General features: G+C 65.6%; 19 protein-coding genes. 11 read left to right on the top strand and 8 right to left on the bottom strand.

Going from position 1 to position 13,620, the window contains the following annotated elements:
* The first annotated feature begins 7 nt into the window (after window positions 1–7).
* Both B4393_RS15485 and B4393_RS15480 read left to right on the top strand, forming a co-directional pair.
* Window positions 8–829 carry an enoyl-CoA hydratase/isomerase family protein gene (locus tag B4393_RS15485; protein WP_078334824.1) on the top strand — a complete coding sequence of 274 codons (822 nt, stop codon included), beginning with the start codon at window positions 8–10 and terminating at the stop codon, window positions 827–829.
* A 49-nt stretch (window positions 830–878) separates the two neighbouring features.
* A complete protein-coding gene (locus tag B4393_RS15480; protein WP_070937431.1) occupies window positions 879–1,319 on the top strand; it encodes an SRPBCC family protein in 441 nt (146 codons plus the stop codon).
* 5 nt (window positions 1,320–1,324) lie between these two features.
* Here the strand turns inward: B4393_RS15480 and B4393_RS15475 are convergent, their stop codons facing one another.
* Window positions 1,325–2,077: an Rv3717 family N-acetylmuramoyl-L-alanine amidase gene (locus B4393_RS15475; protein ID WP_078334920.1), complete on the bottom strand. Its 753-nt coding sequence runs from the start codon at window positions 2,075–2,077 to the stop codon at window positions 1,325–1,327.
* A 194-nt stretch (window positions 2,078–2,271) separates the two neighbouring features.
* On the opposite strand from B4393_RS15475, the gene B4393_RS15470 reads away from it, so the two are divergent.
* Entirely contained in the window at window positions 2,272–2,616 is a 345-nt protein-coding gene (locus B4393_RS15470) for a YbaB/EbfC family nucleoid-associated protein (RefSeq protein WP_078282911.1), read from the top strand.
* Window positions 2,609–3,217 carry a recombination mediator RecR gene (recR, locus tag B4393_RS15465; RefSeq protein WP_070937429.1) on the top strand — a complete coding sequence of 203 codons (609 nt, stop codon included), beginning with the start codon at window positions 2,609–2,611 and terminating at the stop codon, window positions 3,215–3,217. Before B4393_RS15470 ends, recR begins: the two co-directional genes overlap by 8 nt.
* Window position 3,218: 1 nt before the next feature.
* On the opposite strand, the gene B4393_RS15460 is transcribed toward recR, so the two are convergent.
* From B4393_RS15460 to B4393_RS15450, 3 genes are all read right to left on the bottom strand, one after another.
* On the bottom strand, window positions 3,219–3,932 hold the full coding sequence (locus B4393_RS15460; RefSeq protein WP_078334823.1) for a type 1 glutamine amidotransferase: 714 nt from the start codon (window positions 3,930–3,932) through the stop codon (window positions 3,219–3,221).
* On the bottom strand, window positions 3,929–5,197 hold the full coding sequence (locus tag B4393_RS15455) for a Mur ligase family protein (protein ID WP_109558225.1): 1,269 nt from the start codon (window positions 5,195–5,197) through the stop codon (window positions 3,929–3,931). The genes B4393_RS15460 and B4393_RS15455 overlap by 4 nt, the downstream gene beginning before the upstream one ends.
* A 112-nt stretch (window positions 5,198–5,309) precedes the next feature.
* Window positions 5,310–5,870 carry a hypothetical protein gene (locus B4393_RS15450; RefSeq protein WP_078334822.1) on the bottom strand — a complete coding sequence of 187 codons (561 nt, stop codon included), beginning with the start codon at window positions 5,868–5,870 and terminating at the stop codon, window positions 5,310–5,312.
* 286 nt (window positions 5,871–6,156) lie between these two features.
* Between B4393_RS15450 and B4393_RS15445 the strand changes: the two genes are divergently transcribed.
* Genes B4393_RS15445 through B4393_RS15425 form a run of 5 tightly spaced genes read left to right on the top strand, consistent with a single transcriptional unit; the run spans window position 6,157 to window position 11,056 of the window.
* A complete protein-coding gene (locus B4393_RS15445) occupies window positions 6,157–6,603 on the top strand; it encodes a MarR family winged helix-turn-helix transcriptional regulator (RefSeq protein ID WP_078334918.1) in 447 nt (148 codons plus the stop codon).
* Window positions 6,604–6,653: 50 nt separating this feature from the next.
* Window positions 6,654–7,694 (top strand): phosphotransferase family protein, encoded by a 1,041-nt coding sequence (locus tag B4393_RS15440; RefSeq protein ID WP_078334821.1) that lies wholly within the window; start codon window positions 6,654–6,656, stop codon window positions 7,692–7,694.
* A complete protein-coding gene (locus tag B4393_RS15435) occupies window positions 7,691–8,872 on the top strand; it encodes an acyl-CoA dehydrogenase family protein (RefSeq protein WP_070937425.1) in 1,182 nt (393 codons plus the stop codon). The genes B4393_RS15440 and B4393_RS15435 overlap by 4 nt, the downstream gene beginning before the upstream one ends.
* 35 nt (window positions 8,873–8,907) lie before the next feature.
* Window positions 8,908–9,891: a DEDDh family exonuclease gene (locus B4393_RS15430; protein WP_078334820.1), complete on the top strand. Its 984-nt coding sequence runs from the start codon at window positions 8,908–8,910 to the stop codon at window positions 9,889–9,891.
* A 13-nt stretch (window positions 9,892–9,904) separates the two neighbouring features.
* The gene (locus B4393_RS15425) at window positions 9,905–11,056 is read left to right on the top strand and encodes a serine hydrolase domain-containing protein (RefSeq protein WP_078334819.1); all 1,152 of its coding nucleotides are present in this window, start codon (window positions 9,905–9,907) and stop codon (window positions 11,054–11,056) included.
* 16 nt (window positions 11,057–11,072) lie between these two features.
* Here the strand turns inward: B4393_RS15425 and rpsR are convergent, their stop codons facing one another.
* Genes rpsR through rpmB form a run of 4 tightly spaced genes read right to left on the bottom strand, consistent with a single transcriptional unit; the run spans window position 11,073 to window position 12,028 of the window.
* The gene (gene rpsR / locus B4393_RS15420) at window positions 11,073–11,321 is read right to left on the bottom strand and encodes a 30S ribosomal protein S18 (protein ID WP_070937422.1); all 249 of its coding nucleotides are present in this window, start codon (window positions 11,319–11,321) and stop codon (window positions 11,073–11,075) included.
* Window positions 11,321–11,626 (bottom strand): 30S ribosomal protein S14, encoded by a 306-nt coding sequence (rpsN, locus tag B4393_RS15415; RefSeq protein ID WP_070937421.1) that lies wholly within the window; start codon window positions 11,624–11,626, stop codon window positions 11,321–11,323. Before rpsN ends, rpsR begins: the two co-directional genes overlap by 1 nt.
* Before the next feature lies 1 nt (window position 11,627).
* Entirely contained in the window at window positions 11,628–11,792 is a 165-nt protein-coding gene (gene rpmG, locus B4393_RS15410; protein WP_005063154.1) for a 50S ribosomal protein L33, read from the bottom strand.
* Window positions 11,792–12,028 (bottom strand): 50S ribosomal protein L28, encoded by a 237-nt coding sequence (gene rpmB, locus B4393_RS15405; RefSeq protein WP_005063156.1) that lies wholly within the window; start codon window positions 12,026–12,028, stop codon window positions 11,792–11,794. The genes rpmG and rpmB overlap by 1 nt, the downstream gene beginning before the upstream one ends.
* 131 nt (window positions 12,029–12,159) lie before the next feature.
* Between rpmB and mrf the strand changes: the two genes are divergently transcribed.
* A complete protein-coding gene (mrf, locus tag B4393_RS15400; protein ID WP_078334818.1) occupies window positions 12,160–13,347 on the top strand; it encodes a ribosome hibernation factor-recruiting GTPase MRF in 1,188 nt (395 codons plus the stop codon).
* Complete coding sequence (locus B4393_RS15395) at window positions 13,347–13,589, top strand: type B 50S ribosomal protein L31 (RefSeq protein ID WP_070937418.1); 243 nt, start codon at window positions 13,347–13,349, stop codon at window positions 13,587–13,589. Before mrf ends, B4393_RS15395 begins: the two co-directional genes overlap by 1 nt.
* Window positions 13,590–13,620 lie beyond the last annotated feature (31 nt).

Genomic DNA, 13,620 nt, shown 5'->3' with positions numbered 1-13,620 from the left:
CAGTCTGGTGAACGCCGAGGTGCCCGAGCTCACCGGGTTACGTTGCGCGCTCGATGATCGCGTCCTGACCGTGCTGTTTGACCACGGCCCGCTCAATCTTCTCGACGGGCCACTCATGTCGAGTCTGTCGCGTCTGGCTCGATGGCTCTCGGATCGCGACGATGTGCGGGTGGTGCTGTTCGGCAGTGCCAATCCGGACTTTTTCATCGCCCACCTGAATGTCGAGATTCTGCAGACGGATTCGGCTCGCACGGAGGAGTCGGTCGAATCCTTTCAGCGACTGGTCGGCAGGTTTCGGGCGTTACGGCAGGCGACCGTCGCCCTCGTGGAGGGCAGGGTCGCTGGTGGCGGCAGCGAGTTCCTACTCAACCTGGACATGCGGTTCGCGGTGCGCACCAAGGCGGTCTTCAATCAGGTAGAGACCGGATTGGGCATCGTCCCTGCTGGATCAGGCCCCCAACACCTGGTCCAGACCATGGGCCGGGCGCGCGCCCTTGAGGTGATTTTGGGTCACCAGGATTTCGGCGCGGATCTGGCGGAGCGATACGGCTGGGTGAACCGTGCCCTGGACCCCGATGAGGGGTGGCGGTTCGTGAATCGGCTCGCCCGGCGTATCGCTGTCAACCCGCTCGAACTGATCGCCGGAGCGAAGAGCACGGTCGATGCGCTGGCCAGCGACCTGGAGCCGGGATTGGCCGCCGAGCGCACAGCCATTGTTGCCGCGTTCGCCGACGCCCACAGCACCCGCCGAATCGAGCGCTTTCTGCAACGGGGCGGCCAGACGGTGGAGGGGGAACGTGGCCTCGGCGATCTGGTGGGCGACCCCTAGACTGCGACTACAACCAGTAGTAGAACCAAGTAGCAGCGAGGGAGAACTCATGGGTCAGGTCAGTGCGTCCAGTTCGGTGTTGATCGACGCGGCGCCCGAGGCAGTGCTCGCGGCTGTCGCCGACTACGAGAACGTGCGCCCGAAGATCCTGTCCAGCCACTACCGCGACTACCAGGTGCTCGAAGGCGGTCAGGGTGAGGGCACCGTGGCGTCCTGGAAGCTGCAGGCAACCGAGTCGCGGGTCCGGGACATCAAGTCCAGCGTTAGCGTGGCAGGGCACACCGTCATCGAGAAGGATGCCAACTCGACGCTGGTGACCAGTTGGACCGTCGCACCCGCCGGAACCGGCTCCACCGTCACCACCAAGACCGCGTGGACCGGTGGCAGCGGTATCAAGGGATTCTTTGAGAAGACCTTTGCGCCGTTGGGGCTCAAGAAGATTCAGGCCGAAGTTCTGGCCAACCTGAAGCAGGTCGTAGAAAAGGGTTAAGTCGGCTAGCCGCCGGGAGCGGCCTCGGGTGCCGGGGCCGGTTCCGCGGCGGGCGCGGTACCGCTGAGGTAGGCGACGATGCCCTGAACCACGGCCTGTGCGTACTTGGACCTACCCTCGGGGCTCGTCATCATCGCGGCGTCCTGGGCGTTCTTCATGTTGCCGAGCTCGACGAGCACCTTCGGGTGCTGGGCAAGGTTGAGGCCCGCCAGATCCGAGCGGCCGTAGAGTCCGCCGGTGCCGATGTACGTCGCGGGTGTCAGGCCGGCGGCCTGCAGGCTGTCGCGCATGGTCTTGGCAAAACGCAGCGTCGGCTCACCCTGCACGGCGTTCACCGGCGGGCTTGAGTAATTGACGTGGAAGCCGTGGCCGCCGGCCGGGCCGCCGTCGGCGTGGATGCTCACCACCGCGTCGGGGTTGTAGCCGTTCTCGATCTCGGCGCGCTTGTCGATGCACGCGGCGAGCTTGTTGTCGTCGCCGCGGGTCATGGCCGTACGCACACCCAACTGGGTCAGCTGCTGGCGGATGAGCAACACGGTGTTCCACGTGAAGGTGTGCTCGGGGTATCCGCCGTCGGTGGCGGTGCCGCTGGTCTGACAGCTCTTGGTGCCGCCGCGGCCGTCGGGCACCTGGTTGTTGATCGAACCGTCATTGGCGCCGTTGTGTCCGGGATCCAGCACGACGATGCGTCCGGCGACACCGGGTGCCGCACCTGCGGTGACGATGGTGGGGGCCGAGGACGCCACGATAGGCAGCACCGTGACCGATGCCGCCGTCAGCAGCGCTGTCCCGGACAAGCCCAGGGCGCGACGGAGTGGCAAGGCCCACGACATTTGGCGTCCGAAACTCACTCGCACCTGGCCACGGTAGCCCGGACGGCGGCTACCCTTGTTGACGACCCGCCGAGGCCCGGCGAGCGTGACCAACTTGATATCCGCCACGAAGGAGACACATGCAACCCGGAGGCGCCCCGGATATGTCGGCCCTGCTCGCGCAGGCACAGCAGATGCAGCAGCAGCTGATGGCTGCTCAGGCGCAGATCGCGGCGGCCGAGGTCGTGGGCGAGTCCGGCGGCGGCCTGGTGCGTATCACCGCTAAGGGCAGCGGTGAGGTGACCGGCGTCCAGATCGATCCGAAGATCGTCGATCCCGAAGACGTGGAGACGCTGCAGGACCTGGTCATCGGCGCGCTTGCGGATCTGTCATCGAAGACACAGGAGCTCGCAAGCCAGCGGCTGGGGCCGCTCGCGGGTGGTCTCGGCGATCTTGGTGGAGGGCTGGGATTGCCCGGTGTTTGAGGGCCCGGTCCAGGACCTCATTGACGAGCTGGGCAAGCTGCCCGGGGTAGGGCCCAAGAGCGCGCAGCGCATCGCCTTCCATCTGTTGGGGGTCGAGGCCCCTGATATCGATCGACTGACTGCGGCCCTGACGCGGGTACGCGACGGTGTCCAGTTCTGCGAGGTGTGCGGGAACGTCTCCGATAAGGAGCGCTGCCGCATCTGTTCCGATCCGCGCCGCGATATTGCCCTGGTCTGTGTTGTCGAGGAGCCCAAGGACGTGCAGGCGGTGGAGCGCACCCGCGAGTTCCGCGGTCGCTATCACGTGCTCGGCGGCGCGCTGGATCCGCTCTCGGGTGTCGGACCCGAACAGCTGCGTATTCGGGAGCTGTTGAGACGCATAGGAACCGAGGAGGATGGTGTCTCCATCTCGGAGGTCATCATCGCCACCGACCCGAACACCGAGGGCGAGGCCACGGCGACCTATCTGGTGCGGATGCTGCGCGATTTTCCGGGGCTGACCGTCACCCGGTTGGCCTCGGGTCTGCCGATGGGCGGGGACCTGGAATTCGCCGACGAACTGACCTTGGGGCGCGCCCTCTCCGGGCGGCGTCCCCTCTAGATCATTTGGCGGACAACCGCTCTCGGCGCAGTCGCGCCACCTCATCCAGATCCAGTGCAGTCAGTTCCGGCACGTTCATGGCGCGTGCCAGCAGGAGATCGGCCAGCTCGGGATTGCGCGCCAGACACGGACCGTGCATGTAGGTGGCGATCACGCTGCCCTGCACCACACCGTCGGTGCCGTCGCCGGCCCGGTTTCCCGCTCCGCGTGACACCCTGGACAACGGTGCCGCTGCAGGTCCTAAAATCGTTCCGCCACGGTGGTTCTCGAACCCGGTCAGCGTGTTTTCGAGCTCATCCATGATGGGCACGCCGGCCAATTCTCCGATGGTGCGCTTGTCCTGGGGACTGGTGGTGACATCCAGCAGGCCGACGCCTTCGACGCGTTCACCCGATGACGTTTCGTACCAATGCCCGAGCACCTGGATGGCCGCACAGATCGCCAGCACCGGTGCACCGCGCTCGGCGGCGCGCTGCAATCCCGGGTGGGCGATGAGGTGACGAGTGGCAAGGCGCTGGGCGTAGTCTTCGGCGCCGCCCAACGTGTAGACATCGAGGGAGTCAGGCACCGGATCGGCCAGGGTGATCTCCACGATCTCGGCGTCGATACCGCGCATCCGCAACCGCTGCCGCAGCACGACGGCATTGCCCGAATCGCCGTAGGTGCCCATGACGTCGGGCAGGACCAGGCCCACGCGGACGGTGGATTCGCTCATACTGCACCACCTTTCGCCAGCGCGCGATTGAGATTGAGGAAGGCCGTGTAGTTCGCGATCACGTCGACCCTTCCGGGTGGGCAGGCTCGGATCGCCTGTATGGGGTCGTGGTGCAGGGTGTGCGTGACGCTGGCGTAGGTCAGCCGGACCGCCAGATCGGTGCCGCGCTCGCCGGACGCGACGACGGGAGGCACGGGGGAGTCCGCGTTATCGCAGGCGAAATGCTCGAAGTTGACGTCCCACAGCCAGGACAGGTCCTCGCCGTCGGGCACTTGTCCGTTGACGGCGATGACGAGCCCGTCGGCGTCGGTGTCCACCATCGACAGCGCCTCCTGCCAGCCGGCCGGGTTCTTGGCCAGCAGCAGCCGCACCGTGTGATCGCCGAGCTCGATGCTGCGATAGCGGCCCGCGACCTGATCGACGGCGGATACCGCATCCACGGCAGGACCGGGGCGGGCGCCGAGCTCGACGGCAGCGGCCACCGCGAGGGTGGCGTTTCCACGGTTCGCGGTGCCGGGCAGGGTCAGCGACATCGGCAGGCTGATACCGCTGGGGCCGTAGATGCGATCGTCGTCGAACCACCAGTCCGGATCGGGGCGGGAGAAGTCGGTTCCTGTGCTGTACCAACGGTTTCCGTCCCGCATGATGAGTTCGCCGCTGCGCGGGCAGCTCACCGAGTCGCCGGCCCAGCCGCCGCCCGCTGCCACCCAGACCACATTGGGGTTGTCGTAGGCGGCAGATGTCATGAGGACGTCGTCACAGTTCGCGACGACCACCGCATCCCGGTGCCGGGACAGCCCCTTGCGCAGGGTGCGTTCGATGTTGTTGATCTCGCCGACGCGATCAAGCTGATCCCGGCTGAGGTTGAGCAGCACGATGACCGCAGGGTTGACCGCATCGGCGACATGCGGAACGTGCATCTCGTCGACCTCGAGCACCGCGAGTTCGGCCTCCCGTGTCCCGGCCAGCGCGGCAACCAGACCGGCATCCATGTTGGAGCCCTCTGTGTTGGTGGCCACCGGTCCCACGGTCGCCAGGGCGGCCGCGGTCATCCGGGTGGTGGTGGACTTGCCGTTGGTTCCGGTGATCAGGGCCGTGCGGCGACCCCGGCCCAGCTGCGCCAGTACCGAGCCGTCCAATTTGAGGGCGATGAGCCCGCCGATCATGGAGCCCGCGCCGCGACCGCTGATCCGGGATGCCCAGCGTGCCGACCTCCCGGCGGCCAGTGCGATCCGGCCGCGCACGGATAGGTGGTCTTGGGTCACTCGCGGAGTTTATTGGAGGCGGTCGGCAGGACACGATGTCACCGCCTTCGAGTACGCGTTCACCGTCCGTGCGACCCGAGGGGAGGGCCGCACGGACGGGGATGAACTACGCCTAGGCCAGGGCGCTCTGGAGCGTCTTCTTGACGTCGTTTACTGAGGCCAGGAGGGTCGCGCTGGCCTCGGCCAGCTTCTCCTTCTGGGCGTCGGTGCCGGTCAGGGCGATGACACGCGCCAGGCCGGCGACCTCGGCCAGCCCCGAGCGGAGCTTGAGGATGTTGACGAGCTTCGGGAAGAGCTTGGCCCGCAGTGCCTGCGCGGTCTGGCTCGTGATGCCCCGTTTTGCGAGCAACTTGGTGCCGAACTCGGTCAGGGTGGCTACGCCGTCATCGGTCTTGACGACGCCGCGATGGGCGAGGCGTTCGAGGACGCGTTCCACCACGGGCTCGGGAAGCGCGATCTCGCCCTCGGTGGCATCCGAGACGCGCTGCACGATCTCCGCGGCGCTGGCCGGCCCGTCGAGCAGCAGTGAGGCGGTGACCGCACGCTTGATGCGGTGACCGAAGCCGACGGGGCCGAACCCCGGGCCGCCAAACCCGGGTCCACCGAAGCCGGGACCACCGAATCCGCCGAAACCGCCGCCGGGACCTTCGGGGCCTGCAAATGAATCAGACATCTAAATCTCCTTTTCTGATGATCAGGCAGCTGATCTGTCGTCGACAGAACCTGTATCAACATCCTTGATACCCGCGCCGAATCGAGCATGTCAAGGTGCTTGATATGAATCAGCTGAGAATTTAAATAGAAGTGGTAATCCATTGCACGGCAATGGCTCCCCGGCCAGTCCTATGTCGGACGCCCTCGTGAACTCGGTAAAAGGTGGTGGGCCGGTGGGTTTACCGCCCGAGCGCACGGAGTCAATGGGCACGAGTCTGCGCACATCCTGGGCGGTTCATGCCAGGATGCTTCCGATGAGTCAATCCGATGAGGTCGAGCCGCTCGGGTACCTGATGTTCCGGGCCGGTGCCGTGATGCGTCCGCAGGTCCTTGCCGCGCTGAAGCCGCTCGGGCTCGGGATGCCGGAGTTCATGTGCCTGCGGATGCTCAACGAAAGCCCCGGGCGCACCAGTGCTGAGCTGGCGCGCGAACACAATGTCTCGGCCCAGGCGATGAATCAGGTCCTCAACGGATTGCAGAACGTCGCCTTGGTGTCCCGGCCGACGGTGCCGGCGTCGGGACGTGCCTTGCCGGCTCGGGTGACCGCCAAGGGCAAGGCACTACTCAAGCGCGTGGAGTCGGCCATCTGGGCGGCGGAGGACGAGATGTTTGGCCGGTTGGATGCCGACGATCAGCGTGAACTCAGGCGAATTCTCGGGCGGCTGATCGACGCTGCCGGCGAAAACGAGTGAGCGTCTCCCCAACCAACCAGCCGGTTGGGTGAGCGGCTAGGGTAACGCCTGTGTTCCGGGCCACAGCTGAGACCACGCCGCAGAATTGGGCCGCGCTGTCGGCCTGGGTGACGCGGCAGGGTCACGTTCTGGACACCTCGGCGGCGCGACAGTTCGCCGGCGGCAAGGCCAATCTCAACTACTTGGTGTCCCTCGACGGGCAACCTGCCGTTTTTCGGCGCCCGCCCGCGGGGCCGATCGCCGAAGGCGCCAACGATATGGCCCGTGAGTGGCGGGTGCTGTCACGCCTGAACGACGGCTTCGCCTTGGCCCCGCGCGGCCTGCTGTACTGCGACGACCTGGACATCGTGGCCGCCCCCTTCCAGTTTTTGGAGTACCGAGAGGGGCTGGCGATCGGTGGCGAGCTGCCACAGGGCCTACCCGCCGACGCGCCGGCACGCATCACCGCCACTCTCGTCGAGGCCATGACCTCTCTGCATCGGATCGCGCCCGAGAATGTCGGATTGGGCGAGCTCGGCAAGCCCGGCGGGCTGCTGGAACGGCAGCTCACCGGCTGGACGCGCCGTGCTCACGCGGTCTGGCCGGACGGCCTACCTGCCGTCGTCACGAATCTGACCGCGCGGCTGCAGCAGCAGATCCCCGAGCCGTCGGGAGTCTCGTTGCTGCACATGGATCTCAAGCTCGACAACATGCTTGTCGACGAGGAAACGTTGGCCCCCAACGCGATCATCGACTGGGATATGACCACCCGCGGCTGCCCGTTGTTCGACCTGGCGATTCTGGTGTCGTACTGGATGGAGCCCGGCGACCCGGCCGAGGTACGTGCCGTCAATCAGATGCCCACCACCGCAACGGGTTTTGGAACCCGGCGGGACATCATCGATTCCTATTTCGCCGCGGCCGGAACAGATCCCCGCCCGCTGCACTGGCATGTTGCCTGCGCGCGGCTTCGATTGGCGGTCGCGTGGATGCAGCTGTACCGCAAGTGGCAATCCGGTGACCTGGTCGGAGCGGATTATCCAGGCTTCCAAGACATCGCCATCGCCGTCCTTGACTGGGCGGCAACACAATTCACCGAGGGAGAAATATGATCGACTTCAGCATTCCGGAAGAGTTGGCCGCCAAGGCGCAGCGGGTGCGCGAGTTCGTCACGGAGACCGTGATCCCCTACGAGCGCGACCCTCGCCTGACCGCGCACGGACCCACCGATGAGCTGCGCAACGAACTCGTCGGCAAGGCCCGGGACGCCGGACTGCTCACCGTTCAGGCACCCGAATCCTATGGTGGCTGGGGTCTTTCACATATCGGTCAGGCAGTGATCTTCGAGGCGGCGGGCTGGTCGACCCTGGGCCCCATCGCCATGAACTGTGCCGCGCCCGACGAAGGCAACATGTTCCTGCTCGGCAAGATCACCAACCAGGAGCAGTCCGAGAGGTTTCTGCGGCCTGTCATCGAGGGACATCAGCGCTCGGCGTTCGCGATGACCGAACCCGACGGCGCCGGATCGGACCCGTCTCAGCTCAAGACCTCGGCGACCTTCGACGGCCAGAACTTCGTCATCAATGGGCGAAAGTGGCTCATCACCGGCGCCCGCGGCGCCAAGACCTGGATCATCATGGCCAATCTGGAGGCCAATGACCATCTGCCCGAGGGGCCGACGCTGTTCCTGTGTGATGGCGACACCGAGGGAATTGTCATCGAGCGAATCATGAACACCATGGACCGCAACTACGCCGAGGGGCACGCGGTCGTTCGGTTCGACAACCTGACCCTGCCGCGCGAGGCACTGCTCGGCGAGACCGGCCAGGCCTTCCGGTACGCACAGCTGCGGCTGGCCCCGGCGCGGTTGACGCACTGTATGCGCTGGCTCGGTGCCGCTTCCCGCGCTCAGGACATCGCGGTCGAGTACGCGCGCACCCGGACCTCATTCGGCAAGACCATCGGTGAGCACCAGGGCGTGTCCTTCATGCTCGCCGACAACGAAATCGCGCTGCATCAATGCCGTCTGACCATCTGGCATGCCTGCTGGATGATGGATAACGGTGCCAAGGGCCGGCACGAGAGCTCGATGGCCAAGTCGTTCGTGTCCGAGGAGCTCTTCAAGGTGACCGACCGGTGCGTGCAGGTACTGGGCGGTATCGGCATCAGCGACGAGACACCGGTGGAGATGATCTTCCGCGATATGCGCGCCTTCCGCCTGTACGACGGCCCCACCGAGGTACACAAATACGCCATCGGCCGGCAGGTACTGCGAACCCCGCGCGCCTAGAACGGGTTGTCGGTCCCACATGCCATCCTTCAGTTATGCCGATCTGGGGGCAGACGCCCGACCACAGCCCCAAGTGGGTGGTGGTTGACCTGGAGACTTCCGGTTTTCAGCCGGGTCGGGCGCGTGTCATCAGCGTCGCGGCACTGGCACTGGATGCGGACGGGACCATCACAGACAGCGTGGTGAGCCTGCTCAATCCGGGCGTTGATCCGGGTCCGACGCATGTCCATGGGCTCACCCCGGAGATGTTGGAGGGCCAGCCGGAGTTTTCCGATGTCGTCCCCGATCTCATCGCGCTCCTGCGGGGACGCACGCTGGTGGCCCACAATGTCGGCTTTGACTATTCGTTCCTGGCGGCCGAGGCCGAGCTTGCCGGTGCCGAGCTGCCCACCGACGCCGTGATGTGCACCGTCGAGCTGACCCGGCGTCTGGACCTGGATACTCCGAACCTGCGTCTGGAAACCCTTGCGGCGCACTGGGGTGTCGAGCAACTCAAGGCCCACGACGCCTACGACGATGCCCGAGTGCTGGCCGAGGTGCTGCCGAAGGTGCTCGAACGGGCGCGGGAACGCGACACCTGGCTGCCGATTCGCGAGACCACCCGCAAGCGTTGGCCCAATGGCCGGGTCACCCACGATGAGCTGCGCCCGCTCAAGACCCTGGCATCTCGCCAACCGTGTCACTGGCTCAACCCCGGTCCGTACACCGCGGGACAACCGCTGGTGCAGGGCATGCGTGTGGCCCTCAGCTCCGAGGTCACCCGCACGCACGAGGAGCTGGTCGAGCAGATCATGCAGGCCGGACTCGCCTATGCCGATACCGTCGACGAGGACACCTCGGTGGTGCTCTGCAATCAGGCAAACCCCGAGCAGGGTAAGGGATTTCATGCACGGTCGCTCGGTGTGCCGTTGCTCGATGACGAGACATTCATGACCGAGGTGCGACGCGTTGTGGGTGGCACCGATATCGAACAATTCGCGATTCCCAGCCGCGCCGGAGCACAGTACTCGCTGTTTTGATGAGCCCAGCCTGATGCGTCGAATCCTCTATGTAGTGCTGACGGTTGTGCTGCTCGTCAGCGGGTGCGGGAAACACTCGGCCATCACCGCCGCGGACCTGGACGCGCAGACTGCCACCACACTGGACGCTGCCATCAACGAGGTGCTGACGAGCACCGCGGTCCCGGGCGCGATCGTCGGGGTGTGGGGGCCCAAGGGCAAGTACGTGCGGACCTTCGGCGTCGCGAACACCACAACCCGCGCGCCGATGCAGACCGACTTCTTTCACCGGATCGGCAGTGTCACAAAGACCTTCACGGTGACGGCGGTGCTGCAACTCGTCGACGAGGGCAAGCTCGGACTCGACGATCCGGTTGCCAAGTACGTCGACAAGGTCCCGAACGGTAACAAGATCACCCTGCGGGAGCTTGCCCGGATGCAGAGCGGGCTCTTCAACTATTCGATGTCGCTGGCCTTCAACCGAGACCTGGAGACCGATCCACGGCGCCGGTACAGCACCCAGCAGCTGCTCGACTACGCGTTCGCGCAGCCGCCCAATTTCCCGCCGGGTCAGGGCTACGAATACAGCAATACCAACGCCGTGCTGCTGGGGCAGGTGGTGGAGAAGGTCAGCGGGCAGACGCTGCCCGCGTTTGTGCGCGAACACATCACGGAGCCGCTCGGCATGAGCCACACCAGCTTTCCGGATACCAATACCCTTCCCGATCCGCACGCCCAGGGCTACACCCAGCTGACCCCCGCCGGGCCGCTCACCGATAGCACCGACTGGAGCCCGTCGTGGGCGTCGTGGGCGGGTGCCATGATTTCGACGCTCGACGACCTACGGATCTGGGTGCCCGCGTTGGCGACCGGCGCGCTGCTCAAACCCGCCACCCAGGAACAGCGACTCGATGCGACGGCGATGCCTCCGGTGCCCGATGATATCCGGTACGGCCTGGGTATTTTCGATGCCCGGGGGTGGATCGGTCACAACGGCAGCATTCCGGGCTATCAGACGCTCGCCATCTACTCGCCGGCCGAACAGACCACGGTGGTGGCACTGCTCAACACCGATGTGGCCAAGCAGCCCGCGCAGCCCAGCACGCTGTTCGGCACGGCGATCACCAAGGTGATCAGCCCGGAGCATGTGTTCCTGCTGGAGAACGCGATTCCGCAGCCGCGCTGATCAGGCGTGAGGTTGATCAGGCGTAGGGCAGCAGTGCCATCTCGCGCGCGTTCTTGATCGCGGTGGCGACCTGACGCTGCTGTTGCACGGTCAGGCCCGTCACGCGGCGCGACCGAATCTTGCCGCGCTCGGACACGAACAGTCGCAGGGTGTTGGTGTCCTTGTAGTCGACCGTCTTAAGGCCAAGCTTGGCAAAGAGATTCGGCTTGGCGGGCTTGGTGTCGACAAGTTTGGCGCGACGATTGCGCGTGGGCTTGGTGGCCATCACCAGCTCGCTTTCCGCACGCCGGGCAGCGACCCGTCGTGCACTAGTTCACGGACACGTACTCGGGACAGGCCGAACTTGCGCAGGTAACCGCGCGGCCGGCCATCGACGGCGTCGCGGTTGCGCAGCCGGACCGCACTGGCATCGCGGGGCTGACGGTTCAGCTCGGATTGCGCGGCGACGCGCTGCTCGTGGCTGCTGGCCGGCGAGCGGATGATCTCCTTGAGCTCGGCTCGTCGCTCGGCGTAACGCGCGACGAGGGCGCGGCGTTGTTCGTTCTTGGCGATCTTTGATTTCTTGGCCATCTCAGCGCTCCTCGCGGAAATCGACGTGCTTGCGCACCACTGGGTCGTATTTGCGCAGCACCATCCGGTCCGGGTCGTTGCGCCGGTTCTTGCGGGTGACGTACGTGTAGCCGGTGCCCGCGGTTGACCGCAGCTTCACAATGGGGCGAATTTCGTTGCGTGCCATCAGAACTTCCGTCCTTGCGCGCGCAGCCGGGCCACCACGGCCTCGATCCCGTCACGGTCGATGACCTTGATGCCCTTGGCGCTCACCCGGAGCTTGATGCGCCGATCCTCAGAGGGCAGGTAGTAGGTCTTCAGCTGGATGTTGGGCGACCAGCGGCGACGGGTGCGGCGATGCGAATGCGATACCGCGTTGCCGAAGCCCGGTGACCGTCCGGTCACCTCGCAATGTGCGGACAAGGGAACTCCATTCATACCTATTTGATAATGGGAATCATTTTCGACAAGTGCTGTCCGGGACTGTACCGTGAAGGCGGTACTAATGAAAATCGTTTGCATTTAGCTGCACAAGGGCTGGAAAAGGGAGATTCATGCGCACGCCGGTGCTACTCGTGTCCGGGCAGACCGATACCGATGCGGTCGTGCAGGTCATGGCGCGCGACCCGGGAACGGTCGTCGTCACGCACCGGTTTGACGGGCACATCGTCAAGCGGTCCGTCACGGGTGTCCGCGGTATCTCCGAAACCGTTCTGGAGCTGGCTCATGGCTGTGTGTCGTGCACGGTCCGCGACGATCTACTCGTCCTGTTGCGCAAGCTGCATCGCCGTGACGATGTGGGCAGGATCGTGCTGCACCTGGAGCCATGGTTGGAGGCGGACCCGATCTGCTGGGCGATCAACTCCGTGCCCGTTCGGGTGGGGCCGGGATTCGTCGATGGACCGGCGGCGCGCGATGTCGAGATCGCCGGCGTGGTCTGCTGCGTCGACAGCGTGCACTGGCTGGAGCAGGCGCTCAGTGACGACGAACTCCCGGATGGCCGGACGTTGGCGCAAGTGGTGATCGGTCAGGCGGAGTTCGCCGACGTGCTACTGGTGCGCAATCCCGAACCCGAGGTGCTGTCGGTGTTGCGGCGCCTGGCACCGCGCGCGCGGATCACCGCACGCACCGGCCGCGTCGAGCAGGCCCTTGACCATCTGGAAGTCGACGCGCGACGTGGCCGGGCCGATGACCCGCACGGCGCGTTGCTCGCCGGGCAGCCTTCCCTGGTCGCCGACGGTCGCGTCGCGCTGGTGGAATTCAACGCGCGCAGGCCCTTTCATCCGCAACGGCTACATGCCGCTATCGACATGCTGCTGGACGGTGTGATCCGCACCCGCGGCCGGCTCTGGCTGGCGACCCAGGACAAGCAGGCGATGTGGCTGGAGTCTGCAGGCGGTGGGCTCAGGGTATCGGCCGCCGGAAAGTGGCTGGCAGCAATGAATTCGATCGAAGCGCAGCGGGCCGACCCGGAGCGCAGGGCATTCGCCGACCTCATGTGGGATTACCGGTTCGGCGATCGCCATAGTGCGATGACTGTCTTGGTGTGCGGTGCCGACACTGTCGAGGTGCTCGACGCATTGCGGGGTGCGCTGCTCACCGACGATGAAATGGCAAGCCCCGCAGAGTGGGACGAGTTTGACGACCCATTCGGTGACTGGCATGAGGATCCATGCGAGCACGCGTCCGAGGTTGAGGCATTCCTTTCCTACGGCGAACACAACACAGAAGGGAACCACTGATGAAACCCGGAATTCACCCCGACTATCACCCAGTCATCTTCCAGGACACCACCACCGGCAAGATGTTCCTGACCCGCTCGACGGCGACGAGCACGCGCACCGCCGAGTGGGAGGGCCAGGAGTATCCGCTGATCACTGCCGAGGTGACCGCGGACTCCCATCCGTTCTGGACAGGCGATCGCCGGATCGTCGACACCGCCGGTCAGGTGGAGAAGTTCCGGCGCCGGTACGGGACTCGCTAACCGGATCGAGTGCGAGCCTGGCGCGGAAATT

Origin of the sequence: Mycobacteroides franklinii (assembly GCF_002013895.1) — a bacterium.
Taxonomy (GTDB): Bacteria; Actinomycetota; Actinomycetes; order Mycobacteriales; family Mycobacteriaceae; genus Mycobacterium; species Mycobacterium franklinii.
This window is presented reverse-complemented; position numbering and strand designations above follow the sequence as displayed.

Coding starts and splice junctions, on each gene's coding strand:
- B4393_RS15435 (WP_070937425.1), top strand. CDS start 7,691: ATGATCGACTTCAGCATTCCGGAAGAGTTGGCCGCCAAGGCGCAGCGG.
- B4393_RS15450 (WP_078334822.1), bottom strand. CDS start 5,870: ATGTCTGATTCATTTGCAGGCCCCGAAGGTCCCGGCGGCGGTTTCGGC.
- B4393_RS15430 (WP_078334820.1), top strand. CDS start 8,908: ATGCCGATCTGGGGGCAGACGCCCGACCACAGCCCCAAGTGGGTGGTG.
- B4393_RS15425 (WP_078334819.1), top strand. CDS start 9,905: ATGCGTCGAATCCTCTATGTAGTGCTGACGGTTGTGCTGCTCGTCAGC.
- B4393_RS15480 (WP_070937431.1), top strand. CDS start 879: ATGGGTCAGGTCAGTGCGTCCAGTTCGGTGTTGATCGACGCGGCGCCC.
- rpsN (WP_070937421.1), bottom strand. CDS start 11,626: ATGGCCAAGAAATCAAAGATCGCCAAGAACGAACAACGCCGCGCCCTC.
- B4393_RS15445 (WP_078334918.1), top strand. CDS start 6,157: ATGCTTCCGATGAGTCAATCCGATGAGGTCGAGCCGCTCGGGTACCTG.
- B4393_RS15395 (WP_070937418.1), top strand. CDS start 13,347: ATGAAACCCGGAATTCACCCCGACTATCACCCAGTCATCTTCCAGGAC.
- B4393_RS15470 (WP_078282911.1), top strand. CDS start 2,272: ATGCAACCCGGAGGCGCCCCGGATATGTCGGCCCTGCTCGCGCAGGCA.
- mrf (WP_078334818.1), top strand. CDS start 12,160: ATGCGCACGCCGGTGCTACTCGTGTCCGGGCAGACCGATACCGATGCG.
- rpmG (WP_005063154.1), bottom strand. CDS start 11,792: ATGGCACGCAACGAAATTCGCCCCATTGTGAAGCTGCGGTCAACCGCG.
- B4393_RS15460 (WP_078334823.1), bottom strand. CDS start 3,932: ATGAGCGAATCCACCGTCCGCGTGGGCCTGGTCCTGCCCGACGTCATG.
- rpsR (WP_070937422.1), bottom strand. CDS start 11,321: ATGGCCACCAAGCCCACGCGCAATCGTCGCGCCAAACTTGTCGACACC.